At 65.8% G+C, this 15,795-nt stretch carries 12 protein-coding genes; 8 read left to right on the forward strand and 4 right to left on the reverse strand.

The window, feature by feature from the left end; translation table 11 throughout:
- The first annotated feature begins 103 nt into the window (after positions 1-103).
- The gene (locus CXR03_RS08850) at positions 104-943 is read left to right on the forward strand and encodes a formate/nitrite transporter family protein (protein WP_104103427.1); all 840 of its coding nucleotides are present in this window, start codon (positions 104-106) and stop codon (positions 941-943) included.
- Positions 944-1,717, forward strand: a complete 774-nt coding sequence (locus CXR03_RS08855) for a hypothetical protein (protein WP_104103429.1) — start codon at positions 944-946, stop codon at positions 1,715-1,717.
- 27 nt (positions 1,718-1,744) lie between these two features.
- Here CXR03_RS08855 and CXR03_RS08860 read toward each other — a convergent pair whose 3' ends face one another.
- On the reverse strand, positions 1,745-3,358 hold the full coding sequence (locus tag CXR03_RS08860; protein WP_104103430.1) for a Na+/H+ antiporter: 1,614 nt from the start codon (positions 3,356-3,358) through the stop codon (positions 1,745-1,747).
- 129 nt (positions 3,359-3,487) lie between these two features.
- On the opposite strand from CXR03_RS08860, the gene CXR03_RS08865 reads away from it, so the two are divergent.
- Both CXR03_RS08865 and CXR03_RS18595 read left to right on the forward strand, forming a co-directional pair.
- The gene (locus CXR03_RS08865; protein WP_104103432.1) at positions 3,488-4,573 is read left to right on the forward strand and encodes an alanine racemase; all 1,086 of its coding nucleotides are present in this window, start codon (positions 3,488-3,490) and stop codon (positions 4,571-4,573) included.
- 115 nt (positions 4,574-4,688) lie between these two features.
- On the forward strand, positions 4,689-7,136 hold the full coding sequence (locus tag CXR03_RS18595; protein WP_181034539.1) for an alpha/beta fold hydrolase: 2,448 nt from the start codon (positions 4,689-4,691) through the stop codon (positions 7,134-7,136).
- A 6-nt stretch (positions 7,137-7,142) separates the two neighbouring features.
- On the opposite strand, the gene CXR03_RS08875 is transcribed toward CXR03_RS18595, so the two are convergent.
- From CXR03_RS08875 to CXR03_RS18600, 3 genes are all read right to left on the reverse strand, one after another.
- Positions 7,143-7,409 carry a hypothetical protein gene (locus CXR03_RS08875; protein WP_104103433.1) on the reverse strand — a complete coding sequence of 89 codons (267 nt, stop codon included), beginning with the start codon at positions 7,407-7,409 and terminating at the stop codon, positions 7,143-7,145.
- A 39-nt stretch (positions 7,410-7,448) separates the two neighbouring features.
- A complete protein-coding gene (locus CXR03_RS08880) occupies positions 7,449-8,291 on the reverse strand; it encodes a putative protein N(5)-glutamine methyltransferase (RefSeq protein ID WP_104103435.1) in 843 nt (280 codons plus the stop codon).
- 63 nt (positions 8,292-8,354) lie between these two features.
- A complete protein-coding gene (locus CXR03_RS18600) occupies positions 8,355-8,969 on the reverse strand; it encodes a DUF4334 domain-containing protein (RefSeq protein WP_258073570.1) in 615 nt (204 codons plus the stop codon).
- A gap of 818 nt (positions 8,970-9,787) precedes the next feature.
- Between CXR03_RS18600 and CXR03_RS18605 the strand changes: the two genes are divergently transcribed.
- The 4 genes from CXR03_RS18605 (at position 9,788) to CXR03_RS08905 (ending at position 15,779) form a co-directional block, all read left to right on the forward strand.
- Complete coding sequence (locus tag CXR03_RS18605) at positions 9,788-11,200, forward strand: HNH endonuclease signature motif containing protein (RefSeq protein ID WP_258073571.1); 1,413 nt, start codon at positions 9,788-9,790, stop codon at positions 11,198-11,200.
- A gap of 43 nt (positions 11,201-11,243) precedes the next feature.
- Positions 11,244-13,946 carry an ATP-dependent helicase HrpB gene (gene hrpB / locus CXR03_RS08895; protein ID WP_258073572.1) on the forward strand — a complete coding sequence of 901 codons (2,703 nt, stop codon included), beginning with the start codon at positions 11,244-11,246 and terminating at the stop codon, positions 13,944-13,946.
- 63 nt (positions 13,947-14,009) lie between these two features.
- Positions 14,010-15,071: an FUSC family protein gene (locus CXR03_RS08900; RefSeq protein WP_146070477.1), complete on the forward strand. Its 1,062-nt coding sequence runs from the start codon at positions 14,010-14,012 to the stop codon at positions 15,069-15,071.
- A gap of 39 nt (positions 15,072-15,110) precedes the next feature.
- Positions 15,111-15,779 carry a response regulator transcription factor gene (locus CXR03_RS08905; protein ID WP_181034540.1) on the forward strand — a complete coding sequence of 223 codons (669 nt, stop codon included), beginning with the start codon at positions 15,111-15,113 and terminating at the stop codon, positions 15,777-15,779.
- Positions 15,780-15,795: the final 16 nt, after the last annotated feature.

A 15,795-nucleotide genomic window follows, 5' to 3' on the forward strand; every position in this document is an offset into this window, starting at 1 on the left:
GCCGGTGATCTCCCAACGTCCCCCCGTAGATTACTCAGCAGGCTTACTGTTGTATCCGGTGTCCCGGTGGGCAGCAGGATGCAAACGCAGCGAAAGGAACGGCATGAGCGAGGAACGCCGCAGGGAAATCGGGGAGTCGGAAGCCCCCGTTGAGGACGAACTGCAGGAGTCCTTTGAAAACACCATCACCGAAGGGGCGGAACGGTTGCACCGCACATTCCGCGCGGTCCTGGTGACCGGAGTGTTCGGCGGACTCGAGGTGGGGTTGGGAGTCATGGCCTATCTGGCCGTGATGCATCAAACCGGAGACCATCTGCTGGCCGGAATAGCCTTCAGCGTTGGTCTAATTGCGTTGTTCCTGGCCCACAGTGAACTCTTTACCGAGAATTTCCTGATGCCGGTGGCGGCCGTGGTGGCCAAAGAGGCCAGCGTGCGGCAGCTCGCCAAGCTCTGGGGAGTCACACTGCTGGGCAATCTGGCGGGCGGCTGGATCATCATGTGGATTGTCATGCAGGCCTTTCCACAGTGGGAAAGCCTCATCGAGGAATCGGCCCGGCACTTCACCGACGCCCCGTTTTCCCTGCAGACCGTTGCCCTGGCCGTCCTGGGCGGAAGCACGATTACCCTGATGAGCCGCATGCAGCAGGGCACCTCGTCGGATCCGGCCAAGATCGTAGCCACCGTGATCGGCGGGTTCCTTCTTGCCGGACTCCAAATGTTCCATTCCATTCTCGATTCCCTGCTGATCTTCGGGGCCATTCAGTCCGGTGCCGGCATCACCTACCTCGAATGGCTCACCTGGTTTAGCTACACGCTGCTCTTCAACATGCTGGGCGGACTGGTTCTGGTCACGGCCCTGCGCCTGGTCCGGACGAAAGAGCTGCTGAAGGAACGCCGTGATGCGGCCCCCGCGGACCCCGACGCTTCCCGCGGCGGTGCCTAGGTGTCCCGCCTGCTGCTGCGTTTCCGGGGTTTGTTCCCGGTCTTGTGCTGCCTTGCAGCTGCCCTGACGGGATGCAGCGTCCAGGCCGACCCCGCCGAACCGGAATCGCCTGAGTTCACATCGCTGGCGGACGCTTACCGTGCGGTGGACCAGATCGCGGACTGTGATGAGACTCCGCCGGAGCCGCCGGCCGTCTACCTGCCGGACGGCGGCGCAACCGGCGAAGCTCTGATGTGCACCGGCAGCGTTGCGCTGTTCTGGTTCGAAACCGACCAGGAGCGCTCGGCTGTGCTCTATTTGCTGGCTTCGGCTGCAACCCCGGCAGAGGATAAGTGGGTGTATTTTGCCGAGGGCAAGAATTGGTTCCTGGCCGACATGTCCGATGTGCAGGCGGGGTCTGAACCCGACCGCAGGGTGAACGTCGCAGAGGTGGCGGAAGCGCTCGGCGCCCAATACACAGGTGCGAATGGCATGCATGCGGAGGCCAGGACGGGTCCGGCGGCGACCCTTCCCATGCAGGTTCCCACCGCTGCGAATCCGCTTCCGGATGAATTTGGCAAGGGATCAAAGTTCTTCGCCGCGGTGCGGGAACATGCGCCCACTCTGACCCCGGAGCGTGTTGACGACGAGCAGCTACTGGGCATCGGATCCCTGGCCTGCACCAATGCGGATGACCCGCAGAAGCAGCGCAAGTATCAGGAGTTCTGGATCCAGCGCGGTTTCACGGAATCCGAAGTGCTGGTGATCTTCACGGAAGCCCGCACGATGTGCTGACGGGCAGCTGCGGCCCGCCCCTCGCAGTTATTCTTCGTCAGCTGCATCGTGCGGAGCCGCGAGTCGAACTTCCTCCAGGTCCAGCCGCGCCTGGAGCTGAAGCAGCACCGTGTCATCAATCCGACGCTCGTCCCGCAGCCGGATCAGAGTGTTTCGTTTTCTGGCAATTAGTGCCAGGCCCAGTTCGCGGTACTGGCCGGCGCGGGTCAGGGCACGGGCGGCGCCGTCGTCGTCTGCGTCCGTTTCATTCGCGAGCGCTCTGAGGACACCCAGGCGTTGGTTGTATTCCGTCACCAGCTCATCAACCACCTGCTGGTCGGTGCCGAGCTCGGCGGCCAGCCGGGGCATGGCCTCAAGCGCGTCGTTGATGGCCGATGCCTGGGCGAAGCGCAGTTCCTCGGTACGGGCCTCGGTATCCTGCGGCAGCCGTGCCCAGCGCGCCACTGCCGGCAGCAGCGGAGCCTGCAGGACGAGGGTCACCACGATCACTCCCGCTGCGACAAAGATGATGAGATCCCGGTCCGGAAACGGTGTGCCGGCTGCCGTGGAACGCGGAGTCGCCAGGGCAGCCGCGAGCGAGACGGCACCGCGGAAGCCCGCCAATCCGCTGACGACACGTGCCCGGTTGCTGATTCTGCGGGCCAGCTGGCTTTCTCTGCGGTCCAGCAGCCGGATCAGATACGTGGTGCCGAACAGATAGGCCAAACGGACGGCAACGATCACCACCGTCACCACGCCGACCAGGACCACGCCGCGGAACAGCTCACCACGGGTCAGCTCGGATATTGCTCTGGGAAGCTCCAGTCCAACCAGGACAAACAATGCGCCGTTCAGCAGGAAGGTGGCCAAAGACCAAAATGCCGTCATTTGACGGCGGGTGTCGGCCTGAACAACTCTCGGCCCCAGCCTGCCCATCGCAAGCCCGGCCACCACGACGGCGAGAACACCCGAGGCTTCCACCGATTCGGCGAGCACAAAAGCCGTGAAGGGCGACAGGATGGTGACCACGTTGCTCAGCAGCGGATCCTGAATCCAGCGGCGGACATGCACCCCCGCCCAGGCGGTGAGAGCCCCGGCGGCAATCCCGCCCGCATAAGCGAGCAGGAAGCGCCAGGAAACATCCGCAGCATCCAGTGTCTCGGTGCCGGCAGTGGCCGCCACGGCCACACCGTAAACTACCAGCGCGGTTCCGTCATTGATCAGGCTCTCCGCGCGCAGGACAGTCACGTACCGGTTCGGCAGCACGCGCGCCAGAGCGCCGACGGCGGTGGCATCCGTGGGCGCAATGGCGGCGCCCAGCACCCAGGCCGGTCCCCAGGGCAGCCCCAGGGCATGGGCTGCCGCGGCTACGGCCCAAGCTGTCACTATCACCAGGAGGGTGCCCATCAGCACGATGCCGCGCAGATTGCTCCGGACTTCCCGCAGCGACGTGCTGATGCTCTCCCAATAAAGCAGGACCGGCAGGAACAGAAACAGCACGGCTTCGGGCGGCAGCTCCACCTCAGCCAGAGCCGGAATCAGGCCCAGCAGGATGCCGCAGGCCAGCAGCAGTACCGGTGCCGGCAGCCCCCACCTGCGCGCAGCAAGAGTGCAGAGCAGCACCGCCGTGCACAGGATCACCACCAGCTCAGAGCCAAGCACTTTAGGCCCTCAACGGATTCGAAGCGAAAGCGGTGCAGTTCTCCATTTCTCCACGGTAGAAGCGTCACAAAGCCAATGGCAGGGGCGGCAAGGGGAAGCGGGCGTTTCATATGGTGTTGAATTGCTCAGATGAGTGCAGTGATCCCGGACCTTGATGCCCCGTATCTCCGCTTGGATACCGCCGTCATGGAAGCGAACATCCGTGCCATGGCAGCGTCCGCTCAAACCCGGGGACTCGGCCTCTGGCCGCACGCCAAGACGCACAAATCCGCGAAGATTGGCCGCCTGCAGGTGGCGGCCGGCGCAGGGGGCCTGACGGTGGCAACAGTGGGGGAGGCGGAAGTGTTTGCCGCCGCCGGTGCCCCGGGCATCTTCATTGCCTATCCGCTTTGGATGACGACGGCACGGGCGAAGCGCCTGCACACGGTGGCCCGCCAAACGCTGCTGCGCATCGGCGTCGACTCTCCGGCAGCGGCTGATCAGCTGGCGCGCTTCGACATTCCCGCTGAGGTGATGATCGAAGTGGACTCCGGCCACCACCGCAGCGGTTGCCAGCCCGGGAGCGCGGGTGAGCTCGCCGCACATGCCGGGCGTGTGGGGTTGAAGGTGGCGGGCGTTTTCACCTTCCCCGGCCACAGCTACGCTCCCGGCAACGGTCGTGCAGCGGCCGACGACGAAGGCCGGGCGGTCGCCGAGGCGGTGGCCGGTCTCGAAAGTGCAGGTGTTGCGGCACCGGTGGTGAGCGGCGGTTCCAGCCCGTCCGCCGCCTACTCCCGGAACATGCTGACCGACATCCGCCCTGGCGTATATGTGTTCAATGATGCCCAGCAGCTGGAACTGGGTACCTGTTCCATGGAGGACATTGCCCTGACCGTTGTGGCCACTGTGGTGTCAAAGCCTGCCGGGCGGGTGGTCCTGGACTCCGGAACCAAAACGCTGGGTGCTGATCGTCCGGTCTGGGCCACCGGGCACGGGCGCCTGCTGGAGCATCCCGACGCACGGATCACCGCCGCTTCGGAGCATCACGCCACGGTACAAATGCCCGGACCGCTGCCGGACCTGGGCAGCAGGGTACTGGTGGTGCCCAACCATGCCTGCAACGCCGTGAACCTGCACGAGGAGTATGTGCTGGCTGGTGGAGCCGGCGGGTTCGATGAAGCCCGCGGGTTCGCAGGGTCATCAAGCTGGGCCGTGGAGGCTCGGGGCATGAACTGATCTTCGCCTGAACCCGGTAACGTCACCCGGGTCCGCTAGTGTCGGACGCAATGGCACAACGGCGTCCGGCAGCGGGCAGCGGAGCCGCAAAACAGGGGCAGGAAACGGGGGACTCATGGAAACCGAAGCTGAACATCTGGACGTGCTGATCATCGGCGCTGGACTAAGCGGGATCGGTGCTGCCTGCCGGTTGCGGCAGGACCATCCGGGCCGGTCCATCGCACTGCTGGAATCGCGCGGCCGGGCAGGCGGGACCTGGGACCTTTTCCGCTACCCCGGCATCCGCTCCGATTCAGACCTGTACACCTTCGGCTATGACTTTCGGCCGTGGCTGGAGGAGAAGGCTATTGCGGACGGCCCGAGCATCCTTTCTTATTTGTTGGAGACAGCCGCCGAACACGGAGTGGACGCCCTGATCCGCTACCACCACAGGGTGATCTGTGCAGATTGGTCCAGCAGGGACGCACGCTGGAACATCACCGTGGAGCGCACCAGGACTCCGGAACCCGGTCCGGATTCAGCACCGGACTCAGCGCCTGCCGAACCGGTGGGAACCGGAGAAACACTGCACCTGACCGCGGGTTGGATCTTCAACGCTGCCGGATACTACCGCTACGAAGAGGGGTACACCCCCGAGATCCCCGGGCGCGAGCAGTTCTCCGGGCGGATTGTGCATCCACAGCATTGGCCGGAAGATCTGGATGTGTCCGGCAAACGGATTGCAGTAATCGGCAGCGGCGCCACCGCGGTGACCCTCGTGCCGGCGCTCGCAGAACTTGGCGCCCGGGTGACGATGATCCAGCGCACTCCCACCTACATTCTGCCCATCCCCGCGGAGGACCCGCTCGCGCGCCGGCTGCGCGGCGTCGTCGGCCCAGAGCGCACCGGAAAGATCATGGCCGAAGTCAGTGCCCGCCGGCAGCGGGCCATCTGGGCCTTCTGCCAGCGGTGGCCCAACCTGGCCCGAAAGCTCATCCGTGGCATCCAGTCCCGTGTTCTTCCGGAGGACTTTGACCTGGACACGCACCTGAATCCGCCGTACCGGCCGTGGGATCAACGGCTGTGCGCGGTTCCGGACGGCGATTTCTTCACCGCCCTGGGCAGCGGCAACGCCACCATGGTCACTGGGCAGACGTCCGCGTTTACCGAACACGGCGTGCGCCTGGCGTCGGGGGAAGAGGTGGAGGCCGACGTCGTCGTCACCGCCACCGGCTTGGCCCTGCGGATCCTGGGCGGGACGGAGATGCGGCTGGACGGCGTGCCGGTGAACCTTGCGGAAACCGTGGCCTACCGCGGCGTCATGCTCAGCGGCATCCCGAACATGGCGTTTGCCATCGGATACACCAACGCGTCATGGACCTTGAAGGTCGGGCTGCTGACCCGATGGTTCTCCCGGCTGCTGACCCGCATGGACCGCCTCGGCCACACCGCCGCCGTACCGGTGGCCCCGGCCGGCATGCCCACGCGGCCGCTGCTGGACTTTGGCGCCGGGTATATTCAGCGCAGCATGGCTGACTTGCCGCGGCAGGGAACGCAGGCGCCCTGGCTCATGACCATGAACTTTCTGGCCGACCGCCGGGACCTGCAAAAGGGCGCACTGGTTGATGAGCACCTGCAGTTCACTGGTCCGCAGGGGTCCCTGCCCGGTCCGCAGGATGAAGATCGCTTCGTGAATCTGGAGTCGGGGGTGCGGCTGTGCTATCGCGTTGACGGGCCTGACGACGGCGAGCCGGTGGTCCTCGTGGCCGGCCTCGGGCTGGATCTGATGTCCTGGCCCGCTGCGTTTGTGGACGGACTGGCAGCCGCCGGGTACCGGGTGATCCGCCTGGATAACCGTGACGCGGGGCGTTCGAGTCGAATGAATACACCCGTGCCCAGCCTGCTGCATCAGGCCCTGGCGCGGCCCGTGCCCGGTGCCTACCGGATCGAGGATATGGCCGATGACGTCGTCGGCCTGCTGGATCACCTGCAGGCGGACCGGGCACACGTGGCGGGGATGTCCATGGGCGGCATGATTGCCCAGTCCGTCGCGGCCCATTATCCGGACCGGGTCCTGACCCTGACTTCGATTATCTCCACCACCGGAGCCCGGAAAATCGGTGCCGCGGCACTGTCAACCAAACGCCGGTTCGCCGCCCGGCCGCCGCGGACCCGGGATGAGTTCATCAAGGACCGGGTGGGCATGATGCGCCATCTTTCCGGGCGGGTGAATCCTGCGGACCCGGCGGAAGAGGCCAGAATCGGCGGACTGGCCTGGGACCGGGGCATTTATCCGGACAACGGAACGGCACGTTCCCGGCACCTCGGTGCCATCAACGCCTCTGCGGACCGGACGGCCGATCTCGCCGGAATCAAGGCGCCAACACTGGTAATCCACGGCGACCGGGACCCCATTGTGCATCCGAGCGGGGGAGCGGCAACCGCTGCGGCCATTGCCGGCTCACGCCTGGTGACGGTGCCCGGCATGGGCCACTACTTCCATCCCGCCGTGGTGCCCGAGCTGCTGCGGCTCATGCTCGGGCATCTTCCGGCGGGACGGACGGCGGAGGAGTCCGCGCGCTGAGACTGCCTACTGGCCCATTCCGGGGGAAACCGGAACGAAGTTGATCTTGTTGTTGTCCAGGACCCGCTTGTTGGCGATGCGGGTGAAACCCTTGGCGTCCAAGTGGTTCTTGGCGCGGAAATCCGCCAGGGCGTCGTCGTACGCCTTGTTAATTCGGGCGCCCGTGAGTACTTCTGTGCTGCCGTCAGTGAAAACGATGCTGACGGGGGCGGACTTGGGGAAGTGCCGGTCCATGCGAATGAAGCCGTCGTTGTCCTGCTGAAGAGTGATCAAGTGGTTCCGCCTTTAGAGATGATGAGGTTCCAGTCTTCCCTATATCTGGGCCTGTGCCGTACCAGCCCCTGTAACGGCCGGTCCGCGGCCGACGGCGATCGTTGCCTCGGGCCCCTCACTGGTGATGATTTCCGGCCGCAGGTCCTGCGCCGCCATGAGTTGGGCCACGGTGGCGGACTGCTCCCTGCTGCACTCCACCACCAGTGATCCGTTCGGGCGCAGCCATGCCGGTGCTGCGCTGATGATGCGCCGGAGAACAGTCACGCCGTCGGCGCCCCCGTCGAGGGTAATTGCAGGTTCATGGTCGCGCGCTTCCGGAGGCAGGGTGTCCAGTTTCGAAGTGGGGACATAGGGGGCATTCGCAACGACGAGGCCGACCCGCCCGAGCAGGGTTTGCGGCAGCGCACTGAACAGGTCACCGGCCAGGACGGTTACCCGACCGGCCAGGTTGATGCGTGCACATTCGATCGCTGCGGGGTGGATGTCGACGGCGTAGGCCTCCAGGGAATGGCCGGTGCGTGAGGCAATGGTCAGGCTGACGGCTCCGGAGCCGCAGCAAAGCTCGACGAGCACCGGGTTGGTCAGGTCGCTGATCAGCGCTATGGCGTGAGCGGCCAGCAGTTCCGTCCGCCGGCGGGGGATGAAGACGCCGGCGGAGACCGCTATCCGCAGCCCGTAAAACTCGGCCCAGCCGAGAACCTGTTCAAGCGGAAAACCGGCACACCGCCGCAGGACCATCTGCTCCAGATTCTTGGAGCCTGCAGTTTCGGTGCTGCGCTTTGCGGCTTCGGCGAGAAGGAGATTGGCCTCCTCCTCGGCGAAAACACAACCGGACGCTCGGAGCCGTGCGGCCAGCAGTTCTTCGGGAATGTTCCGATGCACAGGGATACTGTCACAGCTGCGGCAGCGTGGGGCAAGGGACGGAAGCGGGTGTGAAGCTGCCCGCTAGCTGATCCTCCGGAGCATAAACATAAAGGGAGGATGCGGTCCGGGCATGTCCATCGCCCCGAGCAGTGTGTTCGCGTCCACTCTGCGGAAGGCATCGTTGATTGGCAGGGAATCGTAGATCATGGTGGCTGAGACCACGCCGCGGTACTCCATCATGCGGAGTCTGGCCTTCGGCTGTGTCGTTCGGAGCAGGCGCAGCAACGGGCGGATGACGCGGCCGGCGGCCGGAGGGCGCAGGATGGGGCCGAGCTTCAGGGCTGTCCGCAGCGGAACAAACCACGGATTCACCTCGAAGAGGTGACCGTCCCTGCCGCTGAAGACCAGCGGGTGTGCGGACTCGGGGCCCTCGAATCTCTTTCCCTGCCACCCGAAGCTGCCGAGAACGCCGTCGAGGGGATGGCCGGTTGGCACTTCTGCTCCCTGCCATGAGCCGGTGAGTTCGTCGATGCCCGCCGGCGGGAGGGAGTCGAAAAACGCCAGGGCTTCGCTGGAGGTGGTTCCGCCGCTGAGAGCGTCAAGCCGGGCTACCTGCTCTGGGGTGTTGTCGTTGTCTTTACTGCTGCCGTTGTCTTTACTGCTGCCGGGGGCGCTGCCGAGGCGGGCACCGGACAACGGCGCGTAGGCTTCCCAACGTCCTCCAGCAATCTCAAGCTCTTGGACATCAGAATTTTCATCCTCATATCTGACAGTGAAGGCTCGCGCGGCAGCAGGATTCGTTGCAGGCGCACTGCTGCGAATTGTGCGGCCCTTTCCATTGCTGTTCTCAAAAATCACCACAAAGGAACTCCCCAACTCTGCCGAAATTTGAGCGGCCAGTGTTCTTCCCCGCTCCCCGTGAGCTCGGTCCTTACGCTGTGGTGCTGTCTTGTCACCGTCGGCTGTCGCATCCGTAATCGAGGCGTAGTAGCGGCTTTCCCAGGCGGCCAGGTCCGCTTTTAGCTGTTCACTAAGCTGTGAGTCCCCGAAGTCGACGGGCCCGCCAGGGAGCCATATAGGAGATTCGGCCCATCCGGGAAACAGCCGGACGGGGATGGGAACGCGATGGTGGTCCACTGGGCCTTCTTCCATCCGACGGGTTTTCGACGTTAGGTGAAATGTACGTGATAGGTACCTCTGAGCAAACCTTATGAAACCCGCGGCACTCAGTCGTGGCGCCAGAAAACCAGTATTTTTTCGAAGAAACTTGAGTAGGGCCGCCTTCCAATTGTGCCGGGCCCAGAAGCTAAAATAGAACATATGTACTACTCGTGAAAGCTGCACGGCACGGAGGCTCCAGATTGAAAACCGCAGTCATCCCAGGTCAGCCTCCCCTTGAAGGGAGGACTTCTGTCGGCAGCGCTCGCCTCTGCGGTCCCGGCGGAGAGCAGGCTGTTGACCCGGCTGTTGAGTCGGCGTCGGTGGAGGTGTTGGAGGCTGCTGAGCGTGCCCGGTTGATTGATGAGATTCGGTTGTTGGAGGAGCTGAAGTCCGCGGCTGCGGCGGCGCAGGCTCGGGCTGCGGCGGCGTTTGATGCTTCCACCCGCCGGGCTCAGGTCCGGGCGGGGTTGGCGGCGGAGCAGTTGGGCCGGGGTGTGGGCGCGCAGATCGGGTTGGCCCGGAGGGAGTCCCCGCACCGGGGGAACCGGTTGCTGGGTTTGGCCAGAATCCTGACCGCGGAGATGCCGCATACCCTGCACGCTTTGAGTGTGGGGGTGCTCAGTGAGTGGCGGGCGACATTGTTGGTGCGCGAGACGGCGTGTCTGTCCCGGCGGGACCGGGGCCGGGCAGATGCGGTGGTGGCCGGGGACCTGGCGGGGTTGGGGGGCCTGGGTGATCGGGCACTGATCGCGAGGGTGAGGTCGGTGGCGTATGGGTTGGATCCGCGGTCGGTGGTGAATCGTGCGGCGAAGGCGGTTGAGGGCCGGTATGTGTCGTGTCGTCCGGCGCCGGACACGATGACGTATTTGACGGGGTTGTTGCCGGTGGCCCAGGGGGTGGGGGTGTTCGCGGTGTTGTCGCGGGAAGCTGACCGGTTGCGTGCTGCCGGGGATTGCCGGGGCCGGGGTCAGATTATGGCCGATACGTTGGTGGAGCGGGTCACGGGGCAGGCGCGGGCGGAGGATGCGCGGGTGGAAGTGCAGTTGATCATGACGGACCGGGCGTTGCTGGCCGGGGTGCTGCCGCCGGGTGTCATGGATTCAGGTGTCATGAATTCCGGTGCCCCTGACGCCGGTGCCATGGATTCCGGTGTTCCTGACGCCGTTTATCCTGACGCCGGTGTTCCTGATGGTTCGGGGTCGGCGGTGTTGGCGGGGTACGGGGTGGTGCCGGCGCAGTGGGCGCGGGACCTGATCCGCGGCAGCGGGCCGGACACTGGGGCGGGTTCCGATGCTGAAGGGTTATCCGCCGTGGTTGATCTTCATGGCGCTGAAGGAACATTGTCGGGGTGGGGCGTTCCGCGGGTGCGGCCGGATCCGCGGACCGAGGTGTGGTTGCGGCGGTTGTATGCGGTGCCCGGGTCGGGGCGGTTGGTGGCGATGGATTCGAAGGCACGGTTGGTGCCGAAGGGTTTGGCACGGTTTATCGCAGCTAGGGACCGGGTGTGTCGGATGCCGTGGTGTGGTGCTCCGATCCGGCATTATGACCATGTTGTGCCGGTTCGTGAGGGTGGCTTGACGTCGGCGGAGAATGTTCAGGGTTTGTGTGAGGCCTGCAATCAGGCCAAGGAAGCACCCGGCTGGACCGCCCGAACCGCGCAGGACATCGCGGACCACACGCCGGACGGCAGGCACACGGTTGTGACCACTACGCCTACAGGGCATGTCTATCGGTCCATTGCTCCTTGTCCGCCGGCTCTGGAGTAAAGGTGTTGGCAGAAGACAGGTCCGGACACGGGAGAATGGACCGGTGAGCACACAGCATTCAACCGGCAATCCGGACCGTTCAAACGTTCTGGCCAAGGCTCCCTTCAACCTGGAGCACATCGGCGCGGGGCTGGTCTTTGCCGAGGCGCTCCCGGATCTGGCGGCGGCCCTGGACCCCGCGGACGGGAAGAACGCCGCCGTGGTGCAGGCCCCGCCGGGAACCGGCAAGACCACATTGGTTCCTCCGTTGCTCGCCAATCTGCTGGTTTGGCAGGAGAGCACCGGCGAAGGGCGCCCTGCTCCGGCGGCCACCGCCCAAAGGCCTCAGCGGATTGTCGTAACGCAGCCGCGCCGGGTGGCGGCGCGTTCGGCCGCGCGCCGGCTCGCTGCTTTGGACAACAGCCGGCTTGGTGCCCGGATTGGTTACACAGTGCGGGGAGAAAGCCACACCAGCCCGGAAACCATCATTGAGTTCGTGACTCCCGGCATCCTGCTGCGCCGGCTGCTCGCTGACCCGGGGCTGGAAGGAGTATCCGCCGTTGTCCTTGATGAAGTGCACGAGCGCGGGTTGGAAACAGACCTGCTGCTGGGCATGCTCACCGAGGTCCGGCAACTGCGCGATGACCTGACTCTGGTCGCCATGTCGGCGACCTTGGATGCACCCCGCTTTGCTGCGCTGATTGGCAGCGGGGATGGAAGTGAGAGAGACGGGTCCGGCCCGGTGCCCGTCGTCGGCTGCGCCGCGGCACTGTATCCGCTGGAAGTTCGGTGGGCGCCTGCGCCGTCCCTGCGTCTGGACGAGCACGGAGTGACCCGTAGTTTCCTGCATCACGTGGCTGATACGGCGGCCGCTGCACACAGCGAACTGCTGGCCGGAAATCCGGAGGCCGACGCCCTCGTCTTCGTACCTGGAGCCTGGGAAGTCTCCCATGTGGCCGCACGCATCCGCGGTAGCGCCGGTGCCGGAACCGAGGTGCTGGAGCTGCACGGGCAGATCGACCCGCGGGAACAGGATCGGGCCGTCTCGGGGAGGTCAGCCGGTGGCAAGCCGCGAATCATCGTCTCCACCAGCCTGGCTGAATCCTCCCTAACAGTCCCTGGGGTCCGTCTGGTCATCGATTCCGGATTGGCACGGGAACCGCGCCGGGACGCGGCACGCGGCATGTCGGGATTGGTGACCGTTTCCTGTTCCCGAGCATCCGCTGAACAGCGCGCCGGACGTGCCGCCCGCCAGGGACCGGGACGCGTTGTCCGGTGCTATGACGAACGAACCTTCGGAGCCGCGCCGGCACATCAGACACCGGAGATCTCCGTTGCGGACCTGACGGCTGCAGCTCTGGTCCTGGCCTGCTGGGGCGCGCCGGGCGGCGAAGGATTGGCGCTGCCTGATGCACCGCCGCATAGGGCCATGGAAGATGCTCAAACCGTGCTGCGGGATCTTGGCGCCGTGGAAGCCTCCGGCGCCGTCACCCCGATGGGTAAAACGCTGGCAGGAATACCCGCAGATCCCCGCTTGGCTCGGGCCCTGCTGGACGGATCAGGTGTTGTTGGCGTTCGCACGGCGGCAGAGACGGTGGCCCTGGTTTCCGGAGACCACCGCGCTCCGGGCGCCGACCTCACGCGCCTTCTCACCGCACTGCGCTCGGGACGGGACCCCGGGGAGAGGCGCTGGTCGGAGGATGTACGGCGCATGGAGTCCATCGCCCGGCGTGAAGAAGCAGTGCGCCGTGAAGAATCTCTTGATGTGGCAGCCACCGACGCCGTTGGCTTCGTGATCGGGCTCGCGTTTCCGGACCGCATTGCCCGCCGGGTGCCCGGAGAAGGACCAGAGCGCTATCTGCTCTCCTCCGGGACACGTGCCGGCTTGCCGGCCGGCAGCCCGCTGACAGGCTATGAATGGCTGGCAGTTGCCGAAGTGACCCGCGCCCAAGGCCGGGACGCGGCGGGAACGGGAGCCGTGATCCGTTCCGCCGCTCCGTTGAGCGAGGATGCTGCTGCCTCCGCGGCACGGCACCTGCTCACGGACACGGTGGAGGCACGCTTTGTGTCCGGCCGTGTCACGGCGCGGCGGGAACGCCGGCTGGGAGCGATCGTGTTGTCCTCAACGCCCGTCCGGCCGTCGGCCGAGGAAGGGAAACCGGCAGTGGCACGTGCCCTGGCATCGGAGGGCCTCGGCGTCATCGGGTTTTCTCCGGCCGCGGATTCCCTCCGCCGCCGCATGGCCCTGATCCGCCGGGAGCTGGGGGAGCCGTGGCCGGATGTTTCGGAGTCGGCGCTGTTGGCCAGGCTGGAGGACTGGCTGGCACCGGAACTGAACGCCCTGGCCGCAGGCGCCTCCGTGAACGGCATCGACCTCACCGAGCCGCTGCGCCGGCTGCTGCCGTGGCCCGAAGCCTCACAGTTGGCCGAGCTTGCACCGGAGCGGCTCGCCGTTCCCAGCGGCTCCCATGTGCGGATCGCTTATCCGGACCCCGACGACGACGGCCGCCCGGTTGTGGCAGTCAAGCTGCAGGAGTGCTTCGGCTGGGCAGAAACCCCGCGGCTGGTGCATGGCAGGGTGCCGGTGCTGTTCCACCTGCTCTCACCGGCACGCCAACCCCTTGCCGTAACGGATGACCTGGCCTCATTCTGGGCCGGACCCTATCAGCAGGTCCGGGCACAGATGCGCGGCAGATATCCCAAACATCCCTGGCCCGAGGATCCCTGGTCGGCGAAGGCCACGGCAAAAACGAAGGCAAGGATGTAGCTGCGACGGGTATCACGCGGGTGACTCCGCGGCTGCGGTCAAGTTCGCTCATAGGCTTGTTGGGTGGCAATTCGAGATTTCCTGGCGGTCCCGGCAGGCCGTGGCCACCGATTTCCGGCAGTTCGGGTAGCCGCTGGCCTTCTGGTTCCATTGCTGGTGCTGATCCTGCTTGGCCGCACGGACCTGACCATGTGCGCCATCTTCGGTTCGCTGACCGGAGTCTTTGGCCGCAGTGAACCCCACTGGCGCCGGCTCCGGCATCAATCACAGTCCGGGGTGCTCATGATCCTGACCGTGGTTGCAGGCGTCTCGATGTCCCTGGCCGGACGAGGCGACTGGGAAGTCGTTGCAGCCGCGACAGTCATCGCCGGCACCATTTCCGTTGCCGCCGATTATCTGAGGGTCCGGCCCGCCGGGCCGTTCACTTATATTTTTGCTTTCACCGCAACTGCCGCTGCCCCCTTTACGGGAACCGTAAGTGAAGCTGCCCTGGCCGCAGGAGGCGGCGCGGCGACGGCAATAGTCCTGGGCATCGCCGGCCGGGCCCATGCGCGCCGCCACAGCCCGCTGTGGCACCGACCGACCGTGCCGCCGCCGGATCGGCGGGCGATCCTGCAGCATTCGGGCAGATACGTCACTGCTGTGGCAGCGGCCGGTTCCCTTGCCGTACTGGTTGGACCCGGACACAGCTACTGGGCGATGCTGGCGGCATGCGCCCCGATTGCTGCCGTGAACGCCGCACGTGCTCCGCTGCGGGCGGCGCATTTCATCTTGGGAACCTACGCCGGAGTGCTGCTCTCCGCGCTGCTGCTCCAACCGGACTGGACCCCGGTGCAGCTGGCCGTCCTGCTGACCCTGCTGCAGTTTGCCGGTGAGATCTACGTGATCCGGCACTATGCGCTGGCCATGGTGTTCCTGACCCCTGTGGCCCTGCTGATGGGCGGCTTTGTGTCCATGCAGCCGGTCTGGGAACTGACCATTGACCGGGCGGTGGAAACCACCATCGGCGCGGTGGTCGCCGTCGGCGTCGTCCTGCTCACCACGCGCCAAAGGGGAACGCAGGCGCCCTCCATAGCGAACGATTCAGCAGCAATCGAGGGCCACCGGTACCCAAACCCGAGCTGACCCCGGGCCCGCCGGGCGCCCGGCGAATAGACTTTCGGCATGACGGACCGACCCCGGATTCTCGTCGTGGAAGATGACCGGCAGCTGTCCCGGATGCTGGCGGACCTCCTGGAATCGGAGGGCTACGCCGTGACCCTGGCTTTTGACGGCCAGCGCGCACTCCACGAGGGCTTGACCCACCCCTTCGACGTTCTGCTCCTGGACCGCGGGCTGCCCGCCATCGAGGGGCTGGATGTGCTGTCGCGGCTCCGCAGCCGCGGGATCCTGACACCAGCCCTGGTCCTGTCCGCCTTGGGCAACCCCGCGGACCGCGTCGAGGGGCTGGACCGCGGAGCCGAAGACTACCTGGCGAAGCCCTTTGACATCGACGAGCTGCTGGCCCGCCTTCGGGCACTGCGGCGCCGGAACATCGCCCGGGTTCCCGTCCTGTCCGTGCCCGGCGGAGTTTTCGACACCGCGGGCCGCACGGTAACCACCGACGCCGGGGAAGTGGTGGTGCTCTCGGACCGGGAGAGCGCGCTGCTGGAACACCTGGCCCGCCGGCCCGGTCAGGTGTTTCCGCGGGCTGACCTGTTGAGCGCGGTCTTTCCGGAAGCGGACGACGACGGGGTGGTGGACACATATGTGCATTACCTTCGGCGCAAGCTGGGCAAGCAGGCAGTACTGACGGTGCGGGGAATCGGTTATCGGCTCGGTACCAGGTCATGAGGGTTCGGCGGCCGTG

The organism is Arthrobacter sp. 08Y14, from assembly GCF_002929455.1.
Lineage (GTDB): Bacteria > Actinomycetota > Actinomycetes > Actinomycetales > Micrococcaceae > Arthrobacter_B > Arthrobacter_B sunyaminii.